The following is a 21550-nucleotide window of genomic DNA, read 5'->3' on the forward strand; positions in this document are numbered from 1 at the left end:
ATTATTTCACTTGTCTACCTAGAAGGGAGCATATCAAATTTTGCGACAGCCCCTTTTTAGGTTTTCTTAAAGTAAACTCCAAAAATTAACGATCAAATAGAAAATGGCAGGACCCCTCTTCATCTTTTTCCATAGACATCTCCTTTTTGGTTTTAACAGATTTTAGCCTCCACTCTGGTCAAACGGTTCTGCAGATCTATCATGTCCATCATGCTCCTATTCCACACCCTAACCGTATGAAATTCTTTCAACAGACCGTTTTCCATGTCCGCTAAATCATCCTTCGTCGCCATGTTAGCCAGATCGTCTCTGGTTACCATATTGGCTAATATAAAATCCAGTTTTTGACTATCGTCCATATCCACTGCTCCTTTCATTTCGTCTGAATAAAGTATAGCATATGCGATAATCAAAAGCATTCTACTTGTACCATAATATTGGGGGCCATGCCCTGCTAATCCCGCAATACGCGTGATATGTCCGCCTTCATCTGTTCGATATCTTCCGCCTCCAGCACCAGCTTCATGGCCTTTACATTATCCTGCACCTGAACGATTTTCCGGGCGCCGCACAGTACGTGGACCCCATCAAGCATCTCTGATGTAAGCGCGATTGTCAGATTTCCCGGGGTACAGTTATATTTCTCACAATAGGGTTTCCACCCTTCCAGCATGTTCAGCACTTTTAACCTGCTCCCAGGTTCCCACCATATATTGTAATTCCGGACATCTCTGGGTGAGAGCTCTGTATCCATTGTTACTTTTCCAGTCAGAAGCCCCTGCTCCAGAGGGGAGTATGCCTGAATGGACACGCCATACTGCCTGCAGACCGGAGCCAGTTCCGCTTCCACCCTTCTTGTCAGAATGCTGTATTTTTCCTGTATTACATCCAGCTGTCCGAAACTGCAATATTCTTCAATGTCCTGTGCGGTCACATTAGAGGCGCCGATTGCCCTGATTTTCCCCTGCTTTTTCAAAGTCATCAGGGCGTCCATCGTTTCTTCCAACGGGTAGAGTGCGCGGTCAGGTGACTGCCAGTGGGTATAACAGATATCGATATAGTCTGTTTTCAGGCTGGTCAGACTTCTGTCGACATCTTCCATAATACTTTTTTTAGACAGGTCGCGGTAGACCTTTGTGCCGTCTACCTCTTTATGGAAGCATGGTGTCTCATGATCCCATTCGAGTGCACACTTCGTAGAAAGTATCACCTTGTCTCGTCTGCCTTCCAATGCCCTGCCAACTACCTTCTCACTGTAACCAAGGCCGTAGACCGGAGCCGTGTCTATCCAGCGTATGCCTCTGTCTATGGCCTCCTGTATGGTATATATGGACTCCTGTTCTTCATTGTCCCCCCACCAGGAGCCGCCTCCGATTGCCCATGTCCCGAGGCCTAAAAACGGCACTTTGATTCCACTTTTTCCGATTTCTAACTCTTTCATTATCGCACCTCCTGTATTGTTATCCTGCTTGTCTTCCCTCATCTGAAACCACTGCTTCAACAAGGTGAATCTATACCTTCTGCATACGTTTCTATTTACTATCTTTACAGTTTTATTCATACATGTCAATAATTACTCTCATAAAATGTAAAAACCAGAGTTTTCATATCTAATTGTTTAGACATGAAAACTCCGGCTTCTCCCAAATTCGTTTCTGTTTACTTTAGATACGCATCCAGCACCCCTTCCGATACTACTTCTGCGATCTCCCCATAAACCGGCTGCGACGCATCGATCATCTCTTTACGCACACTTTCATCCAGCGTTATGATCTTTGTCCCACTCTCTTCGATTACCTTAATCTTCTCAGCAATCCGTTCATCCGAGGCGTTCCGGGAATATTCCTGTGCACGTCTCTGTGCTTCGGTCAGGATATCCTTATCTTCTTTGGAAAGTTCTGCATAGAATTCCTCACTGACGATCAGGGAAATCAGGTGCGGCAGATGGTTCGTCTCGACCACATAGTCCTGCTGTTCATAGAGCCTGTTGGACACGATGACTTCATACGGGTTCTCCTGTGCATCGATGGTATGCTGCTGAAGCCCGATATATACCTCACTGTAACTCATCGGGGCCGGATTGGCATGCAAAGACTTCCAGAAGTCGATGTGGTAGCTGTTCTCCATCGTCCGGATCTTCTGGCCTTTAAAATCCGCAAAATTGTCCACTGCCTTATTGGTAGACATGACCCGGAAGCCCTGGTCGGAATATCCAAGCAGTTCATATCCGGCTTCCCGGTAGGACTTACGCATCAGCTCCATAAACGATTCCTCATCCACTGTTTCGCGTACCTCCTGAAGTGTCTCAAATGCACAGGGAATATCGAAAACTGCCGTGTCCGGAATAAAGTTCACCTGAGGGGCGGTATTCTGGACGACAAACGGGATATCCCCGTCATAGCAGCTTTCCAGCAGTTCTCTGTCGCCTCCGAGAACACTGTTCGGGTAGACCTGGATCTTAATTCTGCCGCCGCTTAACCGGCCTGCTTCCTCCGCAAACTTCTCTGCATATATCTGGGTGACCGTATCCTCAGGACTTCCGGTCGCAAGAGGATAAGCAAACCGTTGCTCTGTATTTTTGTTCTCTGAACATCCTGTCAATACCGCCGCAAAAAGCACACCTGTCAGGAGCACACCTGCCGCACGGGAGAATGCCGGAAGACATTTCCATCGTTTCATACTCTTTTTACTACTCCCTTCCCGCTACAAAAGCGCCAGACTCACTGCCGGGACAAACGTGATCACAAGCAGTGCAGCCAGAAAATATACGATCATCGGCATTGCCTTTTTTGCAATCTCCATAATCGGCAGTTCTGTGAGAGAACCTGCCACAAACAGATTGACCCCGATCGGCGGCGTCACAAATCCGATTGCCAGATTTACAACCATAATCACGCCAAAATGCACAGGATTTACGCCGATCTCTGACACAATCGGAAGCAGGATCGGCGTCAGGATCAGGATTGCCGGAGTCGTATCCATCACCATTCCCACAAGAAGCAGAAATACATTGATTACAAGCAGAAGCAGGACCGGACTCGTAAAGTGTTCCAGTATCCACGCACTAACTGCCTGAGGCACCTGCATCAGCGTCAGTACCCGTGAAAATGCCACGGAAGCCGCCAGGATAAAGAGAATCGGCGTATATGTCCGGATTGCCTCGACCATGATTGCCCATATGTCTTTTACTGTAATAGACCTGTACACGATCATGCTGACTGCCAGTGCATAAAAGACAGAAATCACCGCAGCTTCTGTCGGGGATGCAACCCCGCTGTAAATGCAGCCAAGAATAATCACCGGGCTGAGCAGTGCAAAAAAACTGTCCTTCAAAACATACAGCAAGCCTTTTTCATGGAGTACCCCCACCATTTTCTGCTTCTTCTCCTGATTTTCCCCATTCTTTTTACAGTAATAGACAGCATAAAACATCAAAAGCGCACTGATAAGCAGTCCCGGTATGATACCTGCCAGAAACAGGTCGCTGACAGAGGCGCCCGAAGCCATTCCATACATGATAAACGGGATGCTCGGCGGTATGATGACGCCAAGTCCCCCCGCAACCGCCACGACCGCCGTAGAAAACGTCTTGTCATAGCCCATTTCGGTGAGAATCGGTATGGTCATGCTCCCGACCGCTGCAACCGTAGCCGGGGCAGAACCGGAGATGGCCCCGTAAAAGAGACAGGTTACAATCACGGCACAGGGCATCCCCGCCGTACGTTTTCCCATGAAAAATGCAAACACGTCGAAAAGTTTTCTGGATATCCCTCCGCGCGCCATGATAATACCGGACAGAACGAACATCGGAACCGCCAGAAGCGGAAAACTGTCCAGGCCACCAAGCATGGACCGGATTACATAGGTGCCTCCTGCCGTAAAAGAGGCATCAAAAGCCCCAGGCAGGACTGATACGATTCCAAGTGAGATAGACACCGGAATTGCGATTACAAGACATATAACAAAAATGATAAATACAACAACTGCCGGCATCTTATGCTCCTTTCTCCTTCATTCCCAGTACGACTTTCCATTCTACAATCCACCGCTGGAGCACCCTGAAAGCTGTCAGCAGAAAACCTGCAAGTGGCGCCGCCTGTACATAATACATGGGCAGTCCTAAAGCAGGGCTTGTCTGTCCGCTTGCGACGGCTGACATCAGATACTGCCATGCAAAGGGGATGAGGTATAGGAACAATACCAATTCCAGCGTATGGTTTACGACTTTAAACAGCGCCTTCCCCCTTTTCGGAAAAAGCGCTACAAACTGCTCTATTTTGATAGAAATACATTTTTTCGTACAATAGCTGACACTTAAGAACCCTGCCCAGATAAAAATATACCTGGTCAGCTCCTCAGACCATGACAGAGAGGCCCCCAGTACATAGCGCGAGAACACCTGAATCCCCATAATGACTGTCATAGCCGCAAGGAACAGCACCATCAGTGTTTCTTCTAAATTTTCATTCAGCCAGTGTAAAATCTTTTTCATTTAATCTCTCCAGCTCTTATGCAGCAGACCTAAAACGGTTCTCAGTTCTTCTACTTCCATCTGTCCCGGCGCGGATGCTTTCCCGGCCGCCCCAAACGTCAGGGCAGAACCGAACACTTCCCCGCACAGGCGGCTGATAACACCAGTACCTGCCATAGACATGGTGATGATCGGGCGGTCTGCATGATCGGAAGCCATTTCCTCCGTTGCCGCAAGGAGTGTCAGCACATCCTTTTTATTTTGCGGCATGACTGCGATCTTCGGAATATCCGCCCCCAGCTCCTGCATTTTTAACAGGCGGGAAACAATCTCCTTCTGGTCTGGTGTTTTGTGGAAATCGTGGTTGGATGCGATAACCTTTACCCCGCATTCATGGGCCGTTTTCACGACACTTTTCACTGCTTCATCCCCCGTAAACGCTTCCACATCTACCAGATCGACATAGCCCGATTTCGCGGCATCCTGGTTCAGTTTTACATAAACATCTGTTTCAATTGCCTTTTCCCCTCCCTCTTTGGAAGTACGGAACGTAAACAGAAGCGGGATCTCCCCCAGTGCCTCACGAAGCTGCTTCATGGTGCCTTCTGTCTTCTCTGCATCAAAGATATCCTCGTACCAGTCTACGCGCCACTCTACGACGTCAGCACCAAGCTCTTTCATCTCACGGGCCGCCTTTAAGATGTCTTCTCTTGTTACACCGACAATCGGAACACATATTTTCGGGATTCCTGTACCTATCTCTACATTTCTTACTTTTACTGGATTCATAATCATTCTCCTTTTATCTGCACTCTAAGTTATCCACAACTTACTCACTAATTTTCAACTTTATCTACAAGTTTACCATAACGCATGTTGACAAACAACGCCAGAATTACTCCAATTACTGTAATGATGATGTTCATTGTAATGACTGCCTGCGGACCGCTGGATGCACTTACCTTTCCGGCCGCGGAAAGAATCGTATAGTTGGAAAGGCTGGATGCGATCATGATGATACTTGTAATCGTACCTTTGATCTTCGGGAACAGATCGTTAACTGTCGCCGTAGCCAGTTGGAGCACCCCTCCTGCCGCTGAGTATCCGATCACGAAGGAACCGATCTGGCAGATCATCGGAGTTCTTACAATATATACGATGATCAGCATCATTGTGGCAATTGCCGGATAAATTACAAGGAAACGAACTTGTTTAAATTTTGTTACCAGTACGGAAGTAAGCAGTATTGCTACAATTGTTCCTGCGGAATACCATGTCTGCATAATGCTGGCATCTTTCATGCCTGCGATCTCTGTCCCGAACTTCTGCGCACAATTCAGCCAGAGCTGGAATGTTGCAGTACAGGTAAATCCAATTGCAATCAGGGCCACACTCTCCAGGGTGAACTTTGCATGTTTCAGATTCTGTATAAAAGATTCGTTCTTTCCGTCAGCTGCTTTTTCCTGTGCCGGCATCGGTATCTTAAAAGTTAACACACCGATCACCAGAATTACGGCCGCCGCTGCGATTAAAATCGTGTTGTATGACATATTTGCCGCTGCCACAAATCCGAGCATGAACGGCAGTAAGAGCTGTGAAATGGAGATAAAGAACTTGGTCAGCATGGTTGCCAGCCCGGAACGCGGTTCCAGAATCTCTACACAGGCCGGGATCACACCAGTATCCAGAAATGAATTCGCGGCTCCTCCGAGAATTGCCGCCGCGTATGCAACCTGCATGTTTGGTGAATATGCAACCCCGAAGAAGAAGACCGCATAGGAGAATATCCCGATCAGGGAACTGACACGGCGTCCCATTTTATCGGAGATCGGTCCGGAAAATGGCAGTGTGATCAAACGTCCGAGTCCCAGTGCCGCAGCCACGAGTGTGACCGCGTCGTCCGCTGTTCCCCACTGTGCGGCCAGTGCCTCTTTCATGACCTGCTGTCCTAAGATGGAACATCCGATTCCGTGGATGAAATAGTTTAAATATAGTATAAATGCACTCGGGTATAACTTTCTGCCTGTTTTGCTTACAGCTGTACTCATTGTTTTTCCTCTCTTTCCTTTCAACGAATGGTTATCGTATTACTTACTCGTATTTAATATCCAGTATTTCTTTCATATATTCTATCGGCATCGGCTGGCCTGTCCAGAGTTCAAAGGCCGCAGACCCCTGAAACAGCATCATGCCGAGTCCGTTCATCGTCTTGCATCCGACTTCTTTTGCCATCTTAAGAAGCGCTGTCTCTCTTGGGAAATAAACGACATCTGACACGATCAGGTCCGGCCTTAAGAATGATTTGTCCGGAATATAAGTCTTCCCTTCCAACGGTTTCATCCCCATGCCGGTTGCATTTGCAAAAAGATAACTGCCGGCGATCTCTTTCTTTAACAGTTCTAAATCCGCCAGATCATAGAGCGCCGCCCTGCATTCAGTGTTCTCGTTGATCTTGCGCACAGTCTCCTCGGCATTTCCCCAGAATTTATCTTTTACATTAAAGATGGACATTTCTTTTACACCGTCCAGGGCAGCCTGGATTTCAATCGCTGTTGCGGCACCGCCAGCCCCTACAATCGTCATCTTCTTTCCGATGACATCTATATGGTTATCCTTCAGTGCTTCCATATAACCGATTCCATCTGTAATATGCCCTGTCAGCACGCCGTCTTCATTGACAATCGTGTTGACCGCCCCGCACATTTCTGCCGCAGGTGATAACTTATCCAGATATTTATGTACCACTGTTTTATTTGGCATGGATACATTGGAACCTTTCATCTTTAATGCACGAAGACCCTTGACAGCATCCTCCAGTGAATCATTGTCTACCTCGAATGCGAGGTATGCATAATCCAGCCCCAGTTTTGCAAACGCTTCATTCTGCATAGCGGGTGAACTTGAATGACGGATTGGATACGCCATTAAACCTATTAATTCAGTATGTCCTGTAATTCTTTCTGCCATTTTCTTAATCTCCTTATTCTTATCTCATTTTTCTTTTACTTCTGCCTCAACTTTGTTTGTTAATTATTAAACAACCTCTTTAATCACATTATAGTTCATCACAACCGATAGTTCTAATACAACTTTCTTACTTTTTTGATAGATTTAAACTATCATTTATGATAAAATATATACAAAAAGGAGGCCTGCTCATGACACTCAATCAACTACTTTATTTTCAGAAGGTTGCCCAATGCCAGCACTTCCGCCAGGCAGCCGCGGACCTGAATATCTCCCAGCCGAGCCTGAGCCGCTCAATGGCCGTTCTGGAAGAAGAACTGGATATTATATTATTTGAAAGGTCAGGGAGGAATGTCCGGCTGACTAAATATGGGAAGATTTTTCTGGAACATGTGGACCGGATCCTGCATGAGACAGACCTTGCAGCCGAAAGAATGCGCCAGCTCTCAGGGAACGAGGGGCATGTGGATATCGCCTATGTGTTCCCCCTTGCAGGACGCTATATCCCGCATATGGTGCGGAAGTTTTTGCAGAAAGAAAAGAACAGCAGTGTGACTTTCAGTTTTCACCAGAGTCACACCGGGGATATGATCAACGGACTGAAGGCCGACCGGTATGATGTCATCTTTGGCTCCTATGTGGAAAATGAGCCGGATATTCAGTTCGTTCCTATCATTAACCAGAAGATGGTCGTCATCACGCCGCCGGGCCACCCTCTTCTGGAACAAGGTTCCGTCAGCCTGAAGGATCTGGAGCGTTACCCGATCATCGGGTATGACCGCACTTCCGGCCTTGGCAAGTTTACGAACCGCATATACCAGACCCATGACCTTTCCCTGAATATCATCTGTGAATCCCCCGACGAGAACGCAATCTCTGCTCTTGTCGCGGAAGACTTCGGAATCGCACTCGTAGCCGATGTGGATTTGATACGAGAAAGAAACGTATGCGTACTGCCGCTCTCCGGGGCAGGTTTCACACACACTGTTTATATGGCATACAAGAAGGAACACTACCTGATCTCGGCTGTCAAGAATTTTATCCAGTTCATACGCAAAGAAGGCACTCACTTATAACGGTGCCTTTTTTCTTTACAAACCTCTTAGATATTATTAAGGATTTCTTAAGTAGACCTGCGGCTTTACTGATGGTAAAATTTTCTTAGACACAATTAGGGCAGAATTCACCGCCGGATCAGAGGAGTTTTTACATGAGTACTTTTGTTTTAAAAATGATCGCTCTTTGCTTTATGGTCATCGACCATATCGGATATTATTTTGAGGGGACGCCTATGCTGCTTCGCATGCTTGGCAGAATATCTTACCCCTTGTTTTTATTCTGTATGGTCTGGGGCTACCATTATACGAGGAGCCGGACAAAATACCTGATCCGCCTGTATCTTATGAGTGTATTTATGACCTTGTTCGGATACGCCATAGACGCTCATTTCGCCACTACAGCAGGTTATGGAAATCATAATATTTTTCTTTCCATGTTCCTTGTCGGCGTCTGTATCAGCACGATCGAATTATTTAAAAAAGCTCCCGGCAAAGGGTTTCTGGCCGTGGGAATCATGTTCGCAGTACAGGTCCTATATTACAGCCTGCCGAACTTTTTACCTTTCCTGCGCGATATGAGCGGGGACACGATTACCGGGATCATACCAAATCTGGCGCTAAACGAGTACGGGTTTGAATTTGTCGTACTCGGAGTGCTGATGTACTACCTGAAAGAAAAGAGGGAGCTGTTCTGTGCCATGTACACCCTATTCTGCCTGTACCAGTTCAGCGCAGAAATGCTGGCGGGCGGGATGGCCATTCAGTGTTTCATGATACTGGCCCTGCCGTTTATGCTGCGTTTCAACCAGCAGAAGGGCCCCGGCATGAAGTATTTTTTCTATATTTTTTATCCGGTTCACACGTTCCTTTTGTTCTATCTGGCTAATTTTGTTTTCTAAACGAACTGCCGGCGTTTTACGAAGTCTGCAAACCGGCGGACCACAGGGGCCTGGTATTTTTCTTTTGCCTGTGCCATGTAAATATACCGGACCTGCTGCGGAGAACGGATGTCGAGAACATCCACGTTCAGCTGTTTCAGGACCGGAATATCCGGCATGATGGCAATGCCGAAATTCTGGGCTACCAGCCCGGCCATAGACCCGTCTTCCTCTATCTCATATGCAATCTTTGGTGTCAGGTGTGCATTTTCAAAAAGTTTGTCTACCACAGGGCGGAGACCGCTGTTCTCCGTGAAATAAATCTGCGGATAGGCGGCAGCCTGCTCAAGGTCTACGGCCTTTTGTTCCGACAACGGATGTCCTTTCGGTACGACTGCCACAAGCCGCTGTGTCCCGACCGGCGTGAACTGGATCGATGGCTCCTTATCCAGCATAGAGCAGAATGCAATATCATACTTTTCTTCTTTCAGTCCCTGGATAATCTCGTAGGTATTTCCTACTGTAAAGTGAAATGTTACTTTCATCTCCTCAAAAGTCCTTATAAAATCCCCTGCAAGCTGGGGGACAAATTCACTCCCCAGAGTATAAATATAAGCCAGCTCTATCCTGCCCTCATTCTGTCCGGTCATGGAACGCGTCTTCTTGATCCCTATATCTAAAATCTGCAGAGACTCTTCCACATACTTCAGAAAAAACCTTCCATATTTCGTCAGTACTACATTCCTCCCCTGTTTTTCAAACAGCTTCGTTCCCAGCTCCTTCTCGAGAGAATTCATCGCATGGCTCAGGCTTGGCTGGGTAATCCCCAGTTCCTCCGCAGCCTTCGTATAATGCTCCAGCCGGGCAAGCGCCGTAAAATAATGCAGCTGGTTCAGATTCATAACAATGGCCTCCTTTTACGTCCTTTTATACAAAATATCACAATTCATAGTTTTTATCTATAATTTTTATCAAAAACATGCATTTGTTTAATGAGTTATTTTTCCCTATAATACGAATCACAAACAGATTGTTAATGATATATCAAACAACCTCTCTTTTACTATTATATCTGGATTACAGGAGGTCCTATTTTATGAAGAGCAGTTACAGACATATTTTTGAACCTCTCACCGTACGTCGCATGACTATGAAGAACCGTATTATGATGACACCGATGGGGACTAATTATGGTGAGCAGAGCGGAGAGATGAGTTTTCTCCATATTAATTATTATGAACAGAGGGCAAAGGGCGGAACCGGCCTTATTATGGTAGAGAACGCCAGTGTTGATTCACCGGAAGGTTCCAACGGAACAACCCAGCTTCGGATCGACCATGACAACTATATCCCAAGACTGTTTAAACTGACGGAGACGGTACATAAGCACGGCGCATGTATCGGCATCCAGATCAACCATGCGGGGGCTTCCGCACAGTCTGCCCGTACAAATATGCAGCCGGTGTCCTCTTCCGATGTTCCGTCCAAGGCAGGCGGGGAGATTCCGCGACCGCTCACAGAGGAAGAGATTTTAAGGATTGTGAAAAAATACGGAGAGGCGGCAAAACGCGCACAGATCGCCGGTTTTGATACGGTCGAAATACATGCGGGACATTCTTATCTGATCAGCCAGTTCTTATCACCACTGTATAACCACCGGACAGATAAATTCGGCGGTTCTGCTGAAAACCGCGCCAGATTCGCACGTATGGTTATGGAAGAAGTCCGTGCGCAGGTCGGACCGTTCTTCCCGATCTTCCTCCGCATCAGCGCAGATGAATTTCTGGAAGGCGGCAATACACTGGAAGACACGCTCGATTATCTCCAGTATTTTCAGGAGGAAGCCGATGTGATTGATGTTTCCTGCGGATTGAACGCATCCATCCAGTATCAGATTGATGCCAATTTCCTGCCTGACGGATGGCGTTCCTATATGGCGAAGGCCGTGAAGGAAAAATACGGCAAGCTGTGTGTTACTATGGGAAATATCCGTGACCCGAAGGTGGCAGAAGATATCCTCGCAAGGGGCGACGCCGATATCATCGGTATGGGGCGCGGCCTGATTGCCGATCCGGAATGGGTCAATAAAGTAGAATTCGGCGACATCTGTGATATCCGTAAATGTATTTCCTGCAACATCGGCTGTGCAGGCAACCGTATCGGCATTAACCGTCCGATCCGCTGTACTGTCAACCCTGCAGTACCTGACGGGGAAATCTATAAAAAACAGCACGTCAGCAGGCCATGCAATGTGGTTGTAATCGGCGGGGGAACTGCCGGGATGGAAGCAGCATGCACCGCGGCGGAAGTCGGATGCACCACCTTCCTGATCGAGAAAAAACCTTACCTCGGGGGACTGGCTGCGGAAATCTCAAAGATTCCTGACAAGAAGCGGCTGGCCGATTTCCCGAATTACCTGATCCACCGCGCATCCAAACTGAAAAACCTGTTTGTATTTACAGGCACGGAAGCGTCTGTGGACTTTATCCGCAACTTAAAGCCCAGCATCATTGTAAATGCAACCGGCTCCACCCCGCTGCTCCCGCCGATCCCGGGGCTGATGGAGCATATCGACAAGGAAGGGGGGAAAGTTTCCTCTATCCTGAATATGATCCGCCATATCGGCGAATATCCGGAGGATCTTACCGGAAAAAAAGTAGTTGTGATCGGCGGCGGTGCCGTCGGACTGGATGTGGTAGAATACTTTGCCCCCAAAGGCGCCGAAGTCAGCATCGTGGAAATGATGCCGGTGATTGGCAACGGAATCGACCCGGTCTCCAAAACAGGCACTTTTGCGCTGATGGAACAGCACCATGTCCGTCAGATGCCAAACACGGCGCTCAAAGAAGTGCGGGCTGATTCCTTCCTCGTGGAAACAAAAGACGGCCTTGAAGAACTGCCGTTTGATTATGGATTTGTCTGTCTGGGAATGAAAGCAAGCCAGCCGATCCTCCAGAATATCAGGGATGCTTTCGATGATGAGAATGAAATCGAGATTGTCAACATCGGGGACAGTGTCCGTGCCAGAAGAATTATCGAAGGAACAGAAGAAGGGCGGAATATTCTCAATACACTTGAAAAACGGGGATATCTCTAGAAAAAATGACGAAAAGAGCAATACCGCAGCCGTCAGGCATGGTATTGCTCTTTTTGATTTTTTAAACAACCTGTTGCTTTATATTAAATGCGTACTCTCCAGTTTTTCCGTAAATGCTTCATTCAGGCGGATCACCGGTTTTCTCAGTACCAGTCCCAGTATCAGGGATAAGATCAGGAAGACCCCCAGCGCCCCCAGTTCTTTGATGTAAGTCATACCGTACATCCCGCCGATGCATTCCCGCATAGCCGCCATGCTGTGTGTAAACGGAAGCAGCGGATAGACTTTCCGGAAGAATGCCGGTGCCACCTCAATCGGGAAAGTCCCCCCTGAGCCCGCCACCTGCATGACGAGAAGCACGACGCAGATCGCTTTCCCGATGTCCCCGAAAGAAACCGTCAGTGTATAGATGATATTTACATATACGATACTGGTCACCCATCCCGCCAGCAGAAATAAAAACGGATGCCGGCACTGAATTTCCAGATAAAACAGGTCTCCCAGACAGATCAGCCCGCTCTGCATAAGGCCGATGATCAGAAACAGGATGTAGCGTCCCAAATACATCTGATGGTCCTTTACTTTATTCATTCCCCTCAGTGATTCCTGAGATACCGTCACCTTCAGCATCGCGACAAGCACGATCCCTCCCACCCAGATAGCAAGTGTGGAATAAAACGGCGCCATAGAAGAGCCGTAATTCTCGATTGGGTACAATTTCTCTGTCGCCAGATTCACCGGGGCAGAAAGGAAAGCACTGATGCTATCTGTATCGCCGCCGATGATATTCTCAAGTGTTCCGAAATCGCCGCTGTCCCGGGCTTTTTTCAGCTGTTCCACAGTTGCTGACAGTCTGGACGATACCTGGTCAAGCAGCTCACCTGACGTGCCCAGCGTCTTTTTTATCTGCGACAGATCGGAGGATGCCGGGCCTGACAGGCTGTAGACACCCGCGGCACAGTCATCCAGTTGTTTCAGAAGTCCGGATATACTGCTTTTTGTATCCCCCAGTGAGCCAAACAGTCCATCCAGACTACTCTTTACATTCTGCTCATAATCTGCTTTTACATCCGCAAGACTCTGGGCATTCTGCTGTAACAGCTGGTTCAGTTCTTCCTGGGAACCTGCTGCGTTTTCCCCGTGGTTCCTTATGGAAGCAGCGGTACCTGAAAGCCGGTCACGCAGGGTCTCCTGCACAGAAATAGACTCGTTCATGCGTCCTGTGATCTTGCCCGTCAGCGGTGCCAGTTCCGGGTGTTCCTCCCCCAGTACCAAAAACGTATCACTCAGCGCCTGATAGGCATCTATCATCGTCCCTACTTTTCCCGCCAGCGTATCCAGTGTATCTGCCGCCGCAGATGTGTCCGATGACAATGCGGACAGGGCATCCCGTATGGCAGACTCAATCTGCTCATAATAACTTCCGCTGTCCGCCAGTGCCTGATTAATGCCGTCCGTCGCTCCTGAGACCGCCCCCCGCATATCTGAAAAAGCCGTCTCTGTCTGTTCCAGCGTTTCGAGGCTTTTGTCGGAATGATCCCCTGACTGCTTTAAGAATGCAGCCGTTGTTTCCAGCATCTGCTGTGTCGAGTCTGTCATTGCCGCAAATGCCTGTATCGTCCCTGAAGCTGCAGCCAGATCGGAGGACGTCTTTTCCAGATTGGAAATCAAGGCCGCCACTATGGAATCTGTCCCCTTTGCATCGGCAGTATCTGCCACAGTCTGCATGGCCGAAAGCGCGGTATCCGAAATCGTTTCTATGAACACTTCCTTCACCTGTGTCTGGACTGCACTTGCCCCTTTATCTGTGACCTTCGGTGCAATCGCATTTTCCTTGGCATTGGAATAATAAATAATCTCCGGATTCGTGACATCACTGGAAAAAAGGCTCATCAGATTTTTGCTAAAATCCTCCGGTATGACAATGGCCGCATAGTATTTACCGGATTTCACGCCGTCAAGGGCCTTATCCCGGTTCGTAAAGGTCCAGTCCAGCTGTTCGTTTTCCCGAAGCGCCGAAAGTACATTATCCCCCAGATTCAGCCTGACCGGAAGCAATTCGCCCTCATATCCTTTGTCGGCACTCGCGACAGCCACCTTCAGATCCTTAGTATTCTCATAAGGGTCCCAGCTTGCCGCAATGTTAAACCACGCATACAGGGCCGGGACAACCGTGATTCCCAGAATCACGATCCATGCGATGACGTTCTTATGAAAACGCTGTACATCATGTTTAAAAATATTCAGTATGTTTTTCACTCATCATCCCTCCCTTTCATTGCATTTAGCAGTTCCTCTCTTGAAAGAGCCCCCAGTTCAGTCTCCCTCTTTAAGCGTTCATGGATATATTCCAGAATGATCAGATATACGGCAATCACGATAATGGAGGCAATCCACAGCACAAGAAATACAATCTTGGATTCAATGCTGAACATCAGGATCAGGAAAATCACCGGCAGAATGATCATAGCCGCAAAACCGATGCGTATCTGCTTCTGATATCCCGCCTCGAAAGCTGCCGCCTTCGCAACCAGTTCTTCCCGCAGTGTTTCCTCTCCCATCAGCGCCTTAATGACAAGGGATACCTGCGTCTTTTCCTGATTAACAGCCTCTGTCTCGCAGATCATCAGGTCCGTCTCGGCAAGTTTCTTGTCGAACAGATAGTTTAGATTCATCAGCAGTTTCCTGAATCCAAGTCCGATCAAAAAGGCAATCGGCAGATAAAGCGCGAGGCACAGCAGATTTTTCATATACTCATGCCCGTACATCCCTGCAATCGCTTCCCTCATGGCATTGATTCCATAGGTGAACGGAAGAAGCGGATGAAGACGTTGAAAAAATGCCGGTGTCATCTCGATCGGATACGTTCCCGCTGAACCGGGAATCTGTAAAATGACAAGCACGACGCACAGTGCCTTGCCGATATGTTTAAATGCAATCGACAATGCATAGATCAGGTTTACATAGACAAAGGAGCAGAAGACTCCTGCTGCCACAAATGCAGCCGGGTGAAGGCACTGCACCTTTAGAAGCCATAAATCCCCGAGACATACGATCAGCCCCTGAATCAGCCCGAGCACCATGAACAGCATCCATCGTCCAAAATAGGCGCTGGCCGGTGAAAATTTAGGAACCTTCTCATCCCGGTCCACTTCCAGCTTCAGAATCGCAATCAGGACGATTCCCCCTACCCAGAGCGCCAGATTCGTATAAAACGGCGTCATGGATGATCCGTAATTTTTCACACTGTAAAGCGTTTCACTCCGGATCGTAACAGGGGATGCCATAAATCCTGCAATAGAATCGGCGTCCAATCCTTCCAGTGATAAAAACTTCTGGTAAGCGTCCGAACCCTGAAGCACCTTAAGGTCGGTCGAAATCCGGGCAATCTGCCCGTCCAGAGAAGAGACTGCCTCCCCGGTCCGGCTCAGGGCTTCCAGACTGTCATCCAGGCTTTCGTCCAGCTGGTTTAAAATCTCCTTCAACTGATCCGCAGAATAAGGGATGCCGGACAAGGTGGCAGACAACCCCCCGCTCACTGTTGAGAATGAATCCAGTGACTTGTTAAGCTGCGGCAAAAGCGTCTGGTCAAAGGTCTCACGGTAGTCCTGCATGGATTGGCGGCTCCCGGATACAAGTGATTCCAGCGTTTTCTTTGTATTTTCAGCGGTATCAAGCGCTTCGGCAATATTCGCATTCCCCTCCTTCAGGGAGGTCAGAAGATTCTGGTACTCCATGTTCCTGTCCTGAGGTCCGGATATAGCCTGACTGACCGTACCTGCTGCCTCATCCGTGACGCCACCGGGAAGCTTTTCCTGAAGACTGTCATTGAGCTGTAAAAGCTCCTCTAAAAGTTTTCCATTAATCTCTGACAGGTTTTCTACAGAATCTATCCCGCTGCCAATCACACCGTTAATAGTATCTGCCTGTGTTTTCAGAGAACTCAGTTTATCGGAGGCAGACCCGTAAATGCGGTTCAGACGGTTCTCCCCATCGGACAGGCTCTGGGAAAATACAAGTGAAAAATCTCCCACTGAATTACGGCTGTTCTCCAATACCGACGCCGCATCTTCAAATGCCCGGGAACCGGAATCTGCCGCCGACTTTACTTCATCTAACGTGGCAAGTGTATCCTGTATCAGAGAATTGCTGCTCCCTGCCGTATCCTGAAAATTTTTCAGCACCGTCTGGTACTGTCCCAGATTATCCTGAACGTCAGACAGCATAGCCATGACGTCTGTATCCATACGATTCATATCACCCGAAATCTTTGTCACGGATGACCGGATCAGCTTCGATATCGTCTCAGCTGCTACGGAAGAAAATGTGTCATTAATCTCCTGCTGCACAGTACCGGCCCCGGTATCTGTAATCTTCGGGGCAATCGCATTCTTCTTTTCATTAATATAATAGGAAAGTTCCGGTTTCTTAGGCTTACCGGATATGATACTTAAAAGCGAACTGCTGAAATCTTCAGGTATCACAATTGCCGCATAGTATTTCCCGGACCTGACACCCTTAACTGCCTTCTCTTCATCGACAAATGTCCAGCCCAGCTGGTCATTCTTCTTCAGATTATCCACGATGCTTTTCCCTGCATTCAGGGTCAGCACCTCATTTTTTGATCCTTTATCATTATTCGCGACTGCCACCCTGATCCCCTGGGTATTGCTGTATGGGTCCATATTGGCTGCAATATTGAACCATGCATACAAGGATGGAAGGACGCAAACGCCCGCCATTACAATCATAGCAACTTTGTTGCGGAAAAGCCGCTGTATATCTCTTTTAAAAATCTGTAATGATTTCTTCATGCCGGTAAACCTCCTGTCTTTAACCGGTACAATGCCGTACACAACTGTATATGCCACTGTCGCGACTGCCGTGTGACAATGTATCAGGTAAAGTATACCAGAAGCAGGACAGAAAATCTATTGTTAAAATGACGAATGGTCATAATTTTATACATGAACTTATTATGCATAAAAAAAGCAGTACAGGTCCCCTCGGGATATCCTGTACTACTTTCAGTTCCTTACGCGGCCCGGTCCCGGTCCGCCGCCTATCCTATATTCCGCACTTTAAAGTCTCTCAACGCCTCGCGTTTCTGGTCCTTTTTCGCAATATCGGCCCGCTTATCATAAAGCTTCTTCCCCTTTGCCAGCCCAAGCTCAACCTTGACAAGGCTGCCGCTGAAATAAACACGCAGCGGCACGAGTGTATTTCCTTTTTCCTTCATCTTGCCGAATATCTTATTGATCTCATTCTTATGAAGAAGAAGTTTCCTCACACGCAGCGGGTCTTTATTGAAAATATTTCCTTTTTCGTACGGGCTGATATGCATTCCATAAATGAACATTTCTCCGTTTTCAATTCGGATGAATGCTTCCTTGATACTGCACTGCCCCATACGCAGCGACTTAACCTCTGTCCCGTGCAGGACGATCCCTGCCTCATATTTCTCCAGTATAAAATAATCATGGTATGCTTTTTTGTTATTGGCAATCAGCTTGCCTTCTGTCTTAGCCATAGCACTTCCCCCGCGTCTTTTTTAATAATTAGCCGTCATATTCCTGATCATCCCCGCAGAACTCAAAATCAATGGTCCTCTGCAGCCGGTCTGCACCCAGCACACGCACCATAACTTTCTGTCCCAGTTTGTATACATTTCTTGTGTGTTCTCCGATCAGCTCATACTGGTCTTCCCTGTAATCGTAATGGTCATCACGCATATTGGTGACATGTACAAGACCCTCGATTGTATTTTCCAGCTCCACATATGCACCCCATTTGGTAATGCCTGAGATAACCCCCTCGAACACTTCTCCAATCCGGTCCTGCATATATTCTACTTTCTTCAGTTTGACTGTCTCGCGTTCTGCTTCCTCTGCTTTTCGCTCCCTGTCACTGGCCTGAGCTGCGACACCCGGAAGGATACTCTCATAGTGGCCGATCCTGTCCTCATTCATCCTGCCCCTTAGATTCTCTTTGATAATCCTGTGAATCTGCAGGTCCGGATATCTCCGGATCGGTGACGTGAAATGTGTGTAATACTTTGCGGCCAGCCCGAAATGCCCTGTATTCTCAGGTGTATACTTTGCCTGCTTCATGGAACGAAGTGCAAGGCGGCTGATCAGCGCTTCCTGCGGTGTTCCTTCGACTTTTCCGAGCAGCTTCTGTACTTCCTTTGGCTTTATCTCGCTGTTGCCCACATGGATGTGGTAGCCGAAATTATTGATAAACAGACTCAGCTTCTTAATCTTCTCCTCGTCCGGCTGTTCATGTGTACGGTAAAGGAACGGCAGTTCCCTCCAATAGTACTCCTCGGCCACGGTCTCATTAGCCATCAGCATAAAGTCCTCAATCATTTTAGTCGCGGCGTTTCTGTCATAAGGCTTAATATCTATCGGTCTGCCGTTTTCATCCAGCACCATCTTTGTCTCTGGGAAATCGAAATCAATGGACCCTCTTTTCCTTCGCTTTTCCCTCAGGATTCCTGAAAGTTCCGCCATTTTCATAAACATCGGGACTAATGTACTGTATTTTTCGCTTTCCGTCTGCGGAAGCTTATCGTCTGCCTGTTCTTTTAGTATCTCTGCCACGCTTGTATAGCTCATGCGCTCATCCACTTTGATCACAGTCTCAGCAATCACGTGGTCAATGACTTCGCCCTTCTGGTTAATCGTCATGATACAGCTCAGTGCCAGCCTGTCCTCACCTGCATTCAGGGAGCAGATCCCGTTAGATAACACATGCGGCAGCATGGGGATCACCCGGTCTGCAAGATAAACACTTGTCCCTCTTTTCAATGCCTCACGGTCCAGGGCGCTCTTCTCCTGAACATAATTCGTCACATCGGCAATGTGGACGCCCAGCTTGTAGCTGCCGTCTTCCAAGGTCAGGGAAACTGCATCATCCAAATCCTTCGCGTCTTCTCCGTCAATGGTTACCATCTGCCAGTCACGCAGGTCCATTCTTCCTGCCATGTCCGCTTCTGATACCTCTTTGCCCACGCGCTCAGCCTGATTCATCACTCTTTCGGGGAACTCCACCGGGAGGTCATATCCTTTCACTATGGACATAATATCGGTTCCCGGATCGTTGATGTGTCCGATAATCTCGATGACCTTCCCTTCCGGCTTCATATCCTGACCGCCGTAGGACATCAGTTCCACCACGACCTTATGACCCGTCATGGCTCCCTTTTCCTTACCCTCCGGAATATAAATATCCTTCAGCACACGCTGGTTATCAGGCCTTACAAAGCCAAAATTCTTACACTTTTCATAAAGGCCCACAATCTTCGTTGTTCCGTGTGAAAGAATGCGGACAATCTTGCCTTCCTTCCTTTTTCCGTCCGGTGATTTCGTAATAATGAATTCGACCTCATCCCCCTGGAACGCGCCTCCTATATTATCTTCCGAAATAAAGACATCCTCGTCCTCACCTTCCTGAAGTACGAAACCAAAACCTCTGGCATTCGCCTGAAACGTTCCTGTCAGGCGCTTCGCCTGTCCTTTTGCATACTTTCCCTTTTTAGAAACATAGATCTTCCCCTCTGCCTCTAAAGCATCCAGAACTTCCTTCAGTTCCCCTCTCTGCTCCTTCGGAATCTGAAGCACGATCGCTATCTCTTTTATCTTCATCGGTATATAAAAATCATCACAAATGAAATCGTACAGTACTTTTTTTCTCTTTTCAAATGTCTGGTCCAAATTCTCACCTTCTTTCTTCTATCTTTCTATTATCTCTATTATATAAAGAAAAAACACTCTATATTTTATAGAGTGTTCATCATCTTATCCTCTTAGTTAAATACACCCAGGTTCAAAACCAGTGCCAGAACCATAAATAAAATGGCAAGGAACTTCGTGGACTTTACAAGAGCGCCTTCCATAGAACGTCCTTTATTCTGTCCCCAGTAGGAATCCGCTGCACCACTGATCGTTCCCAAACCTGCCGACTTACCTTCCTGCAGAAGAATAATTGCTGACAGTGCAATACAATCTATAACAAATATAATCGTCAAAATAATCTTTAAAATATCCATCAATCTCCACCTCCTGTGAATAAACCACAATTATCTTACCACAGATGGGAAGTATTTGCAATAACTTTTCCGAGTTTTAAGCATACTTTTATGATACTCTTAATTATAATTTATCCAGTGTCGCAAATATATCCTGAAATAGATTATCTCCATATTTTTCATATAACTTTACTGCCAGATCATAACAGTAATTATCATCCCGTTCAAGAATCACTACAATATTCATTACAATTTTATCAGGCACTAGTGTATATACAACCCTGATGCCTATTCCCCGGTATTTGATCTTAAAAAAGCCGGTCAGGTTATTTCCTCTTTTGTTTCTCAATGGCTTTCCATATCCATTCGGACTGGGCAGCGGTGCTTTCGATACTTTTAAAATTCCTGCGAGGACTTGTTTCCTGATACCGCGGTCCAGCTTTTCATATTCTTTTTTCGCTTCATCAGTAATCCGTATCTTCCAAGCCATTATTCAATCTCAACACTTTCCGAAATCGCGGTTAATTCTTCCATTGAAAATCCTTCTTTTTCTACCAGTGACTCAAAATCTGTGGTATGGCTGTCCTGCCTGTTTTCTGCCAGTCTGAGAAGCTTAATGTTCTCGGCCATTTCTAACAGTCTCTCAAATTTTGCAAGTCGTGTCTGTAAGTTTTTATACTGTGCAACAGAAATTACTACTGCAGTCGGCTGATTATTCTTCAAAACGATGTATTCACTATTATTTTCAGCGACATCACTAAATATCTTACCGGCTTTTCCCTGACTAAAGTCCGAAACAGGCACAAGTTTCTCTGTAAAATCTAATAATGTTGGGCTCATATTGTTATCTCCTTTTTTTCTTATTATATAACGCAGTACTATTTAAATCAATATTTTAATTATTATTTTAACTATTATTTACTATAATATTTTGCATATTCAATTCAGGCTAATACCGGGATATTTTTCTGGGAATTCGTTAAAAACAAAAAAAATGCTGAGAAACCCTGAAGATTTCCCAGCATTTTGACCTTCCTGCCACATTAGAAG

Annotated in this window: 19 protein-coding genes; 3 read left to right on the forward strand and 16 right to left on the reverse strand. The window is 47.0% G+C overall.

The genetic code is table 11. The annotated features are described in order from the left end of the window. Window positions 1-152: 152 nt before the first annotated feature. The 8 genes from DWX43_RS21360 to DWX43_RS21395 all read right to left on the reverse strand — a co-directional run bounded on the left by DWX43_RS21360 (window position 153) and on the right by DWX43_RS21395 (window position 7438). Window positions 153-359, reverse strand: a complete 207-nt coding sequence (locus DWX43_RS21360) for a hypothetical protein (protein ID WP_147356323.1) — start codon at window positions 357-359, stop codon at window positions 153-155. A gap of 95 nt (window positions 360-454) precedes the next feature. After that, a complete protein-coding gene (locus DWX43_RS21365) occupies window positions 455-1441 on the reverse strand; it encodes an aldo/keto reductase (RefSeq protein WP_118621782.1) in 987 nt (328 codons plus the stop codon). Between the two features lie 218 nt (window positions 1442-1659). Then, complete coding sequence (locus tag DWX43_RS21370) at window positions 1660-2679, reverse strand: TRAP transporter substrate-binding protein (RefSeq protein ID WP_118621783.1); 1020 nt, start codon at window positions 2677-2679, stop codon at window positions 1660-1662. A 24-nt stretch (window positions 2680-2703) separates the two neighbouring features. Continuing rightward, window positions 2704-3993, reverse strand: coding sequence for a TRAP transporter large permease (locus DWX43_RS21375; protein ID WP_118621784.1), 1290 nt, complete (start codon window positions 3991-3993; stop codon window positions 2704-2706). Between the two features lies 1 nt (window position 3994). Then, on the reverse strand, window positions 3995-4492 hold the full coding sequence (locus tag DWX43_RS21380) for a TRAP transporter small permease (protein WP_118621785.1): 498 nt from the start codon (window positions 4490-4492) through the stop codon (window positions 3995-3997). After that, the gene (gene aroD, locus DWX43_RS21385; protein WP_347559315.1) at window positions 4493-5263 is read right to left on the reverse strand and encodes a type I 3-dehydroquinate dehydratase; all 771 of its coding nucleotides are present in this window, start codon (window positions 5261-5263) and stop codon (window positions 4493-4495) included. Window positions 5264-5307: 44 nt separating this feature from the next. Continuing rightward, window positions 5308-6519, reverse strand: coding sequence for an MFS transporter (locus tag DWX43_RS21390; RefSeq protein WP_118621787.1), 1212 nt, complete (start codon window positions 6517-6519; stop codon window positions 5308-5310). Window positions 6520-6562: 43 nt separating this feature from the next. Next, window positions 6563-7438, reverse strand: coding sequence for a shikimate dehydrogenase (locus tag DWX43_RS21395; protein WP_118621788.1), 876 nt, complete (start codon window positions 7436-7438; stop codon window positions 6563-6565). Between the two features lie 191 nt (window positions 7439-7629). Here DWX43_RS21395 and DWX43_RS21400 point away from each other — a divergent pair, with 191 nt between their 5' ends. Both DWX43_RS21400 and DWX43_RS21405 read left to right on the forward strand, forming a co-directional pair. Further along, window positions 7630-8514, forward strand: a complete 885-nt coding sequence (locus DWX43_RS21400) for a LysR family transcriptional regulator (RefSeq protein ID WP_118621789.1) — start codon at window positions 7630-7632, stop codon at window positions 8512-8514. Window positions 8515-8648: 134 nt separating this feature from the next. Further along, window positions 8649-9395 (forward strand): TraX family protein, encoded by a 747-nt coding sequence (locus DWX43_RS21405; RefSeq protein ID WP_118621790.1) that lies wholly within the window; start codon window positions 8649-8651, stop codon window positions 9393-9395. Here the strand turns inward: DWX43_RS21405 and DWX43_RS21410 are convergent. Then, window positions 9392-10276: a LysR family transcriptional regulator gene (locus DWX43_RS21410; protein WP_118621791.1), complete on the reverse strand. Its 885-nt coding sequence runs from the start codon at window positions 10274-10276 to the stop codon at window positions 9392-9394. The genes DWX43_RS21405 and DWX43_RS21410 overlap by 4 nt on opposite strands. Before the next feature lie 194 nt (window positions 10277-10470). Between DWX43_RS21410 and DWX43_RS21415 the strand changes: the two genes are divergently transcribed. Continuing rightward, a complete protein-coding gene (locus DWX43_RS21415; protein WP_118621792.1) occupies window positions 10471-12471 on the forward strand; it encodes an FAD-dependent oxidoreductase in 2001 nt (666 codons plus the stop codon). A gap of 78 nt (window positions 12472-12549) precedes the next feature. On the opposite strand, the gene DWX43_RS21420 is transcribed toward DWX43_RS21415, so the two are convergent. From DWX43_RS21420 to DWX43_RS21450, 7 genes are all read right to left on the reverse strand, one after another. Continuing rightward, the gene (locus DWX43_RS21420; protein WP_118621793.1) at window positions 12550-14730 is read right to left on the reverse strand and encodes a YhgE/Pip domain-containing protein; all 2181 of its coding nucleotides are present in this window, start codon (window positions 14728-14730) and stop codon (window positions 12550-12552) included. Further along, window positions 14727-17285, reverse strand: a complete 2559-nt coding sequence (locus tag DWX43_RS21425) for a YhgE/Pip domain-containing protein (RefSeq protein ID WP_118621794.1) — start codon at window positions 17283-17285, stop codon at window positions 14727-14729. Before DWX43_RS21425 ends, DWX43_RS21420 begins: the two co-directional genes overlap by 4 nt. A 248-nt stretch (window positions 17286-17533) precedes the next feature. Beyond that, a complete protein-coding gene (gene smpB, locus DWX43_RS21430) occupies window positions 17534-18001 on the reverse strand; it encodes an SsrA-binding protein SmpB (RefSeq protein WP_109731302.1) in 468 nt (155 codons plus the stop codon). A gap of 28 nt (window positions 18002-18029) precedes the next feature. After that, window positions 18030-20186, reverse strand: a complete 2157-nt coding sequence (gene rnr, locus DWX43_RS21435) for a ribonuclease R (RefSeq protein ID WP_118621795.1) — start codon at window positions 20184-20186, stop codon at window positions 18030-18032. A gap of 92 nt (window positions 20187-20278) precedes the next feature. Further along, on the reverse strand, window positions 20279-20521 hold the full coding sequence (secG, locus tag DWX43_RS21440) for a preprotein translocase subunit SecG (protein WP_009003784.1): 243 nt from the start codon (window positions 20519-20521) through the stop codon (window positions 20279-20281). Window positions 20522-20624: 103 nt separating this feature from the next. Beyond that, a complete protein-coding gene (locus tag DWX43_RS21445) occupies window positions 20625-20990 on the reverse strand; it encodes a type II toxin-antitoxin system RelE/ParE family toxin (RefSeq protein ID WP_109731305.1) in 366 nt (121 codons plus the stop codon). Next, window positions 20990-21340 (reverse strand): type II toxin-antitoxin system Phd/YefM family antitoxin, encoded by a 351-nt coding sequence (locus tag DWX43_RS21450; RefSeq protein ID WP_118621796.1) that lies wholly within the window; start codon window positions 21338-21340, stop codon window positions 20990-20992. The genes DWX43_RS21445 and DWX43_RS21450 overlap by 1 nt, the downstream gene beginning before the upstream one ends. Between the last annotated feature and the right edge of the window lie 210 nt (window positions 21341-21550).

Origin of the sequence: Clostridium sp. AF19-22AC, from assembly GCF_003479085.1 — a bacterium.
Taxonomy (GTDB): domain Bacteria; phylum Bacillota; class Clostridia; order Lachnospirales; family Lachnospiraceae; genus Faecalicatena_A; species Faecalicatena_A orotica.

Bases quoted from the DNA above. Each gene is read 5' to 3' on its own strand.
- DWX43_RS21445 (WP_109731305.1), bottom strand. From the start codon at position 20,990: ATGGCTTGGAAGATACGGATTACTGATGAAGCGAAAAAAGAATATGAA.
- DWX43_RS21415 (WP_118621792.1), top strand. From the start codon at position 10,471: ATGAAGAGCAGTTACAGACATATTTTTGAACCTCTCACCGTACGTCGC.
- DWX43_RS21450 (WP_118621796.1), bottom strand. From the start codon at position 21,340: ATGAGCCCAACATTATTAGATTTTACAGAGAAACTTGTGCCTGTTTCG.
- DWX43_RS21390 (WP_118621787.1), bottom strand. From the start codon at position 6,519: ATGAGTACAGCTGTAAGCAAAACAGGCAGAAAGTTATACCCGAGTGCA.
- DWX43_RS21395 (WP_118621788.1), bottom strand. From the start codon at position 7,438: ATGGCAGAAAGAATTACAGGACATACTGAATTAATAGGTTTAATGGCG.
- DWX43_RS21400 (WP_118621789.1), top strand. From the start codon at position 7,630: ATGACACTCAATCAACTACTTTATTTTCAGAAGGTTGCCCAATGCCAG.
- DWX43_RS21410 (WP_118621791.1), bottom strand. From the start codon at position 10,276: ATGAATCTGAACCAGCTGCATTATTTTACGGCGCTTGCCCGGCTGGAG.
- DWX43_RS21380 (WP_118621785.1), bottom strand. From the start codon at position 4,492: ATGAAAAAGATTTTACACTGGCTGAATGAAAATTTAGAAGAAACACTG.
- DWX43_RS21370 (WP_118621783.1), bottom strand. From the start codon at position 2,679: ATGAAACGATGGAAATGTCTTCCGGCATTCTCCCGTGCGGCAGGTGTG.
- DWX43_RS21375 (WP_118621784.1), bottom strand. From the start codon at position 3,993: ATGCCGGCAGTTGTTGTATTTATCATTTTTGTTATATGTCTTGTAATC.
- smpB (WP_109731302.1), bottom strand. From the start codon at position 18,001: ATGGCTAAGACAGAAGGCAAGCTGATTGCCAATAACAAAAAAGCATAC.
- DWX43_RS21425 (WP_118621794.1), bottom strand. From the start codon at position 17,285: ATGAAGAAATCATTACAGATTTTTAAAAGAGATATACAGCGGCTTTTC.
- DWX43_RS21405 (WP_118621790.1), top strand. From the start codon at position 8,649: ATGAGTACTTTTGTTTTAAAAATGATCGCTCTTTGCTTTATGGTCATC.
- secG (WP_009003784.1), bottom strand. From the start codon at position 20,521: ATGGATATTTTAAAGATTATTTTGACGATTATATTTGTTATAGATTGT.
- DWX43_RS21365 (WP_118621782.1), bottom strand. From the start codon at position 1,441: ATGAAAGAGTTAGAAATCGGAAAAAGTGGAATCAAAGTGCCGTTTTTA.
- DWX43_RS21360 (WP_147356323.1), bottom strand. From the start codon at position 359: ATGGACGATAGTCAAAAACTGGATTTTATATTAGCCAATATGGTAACC.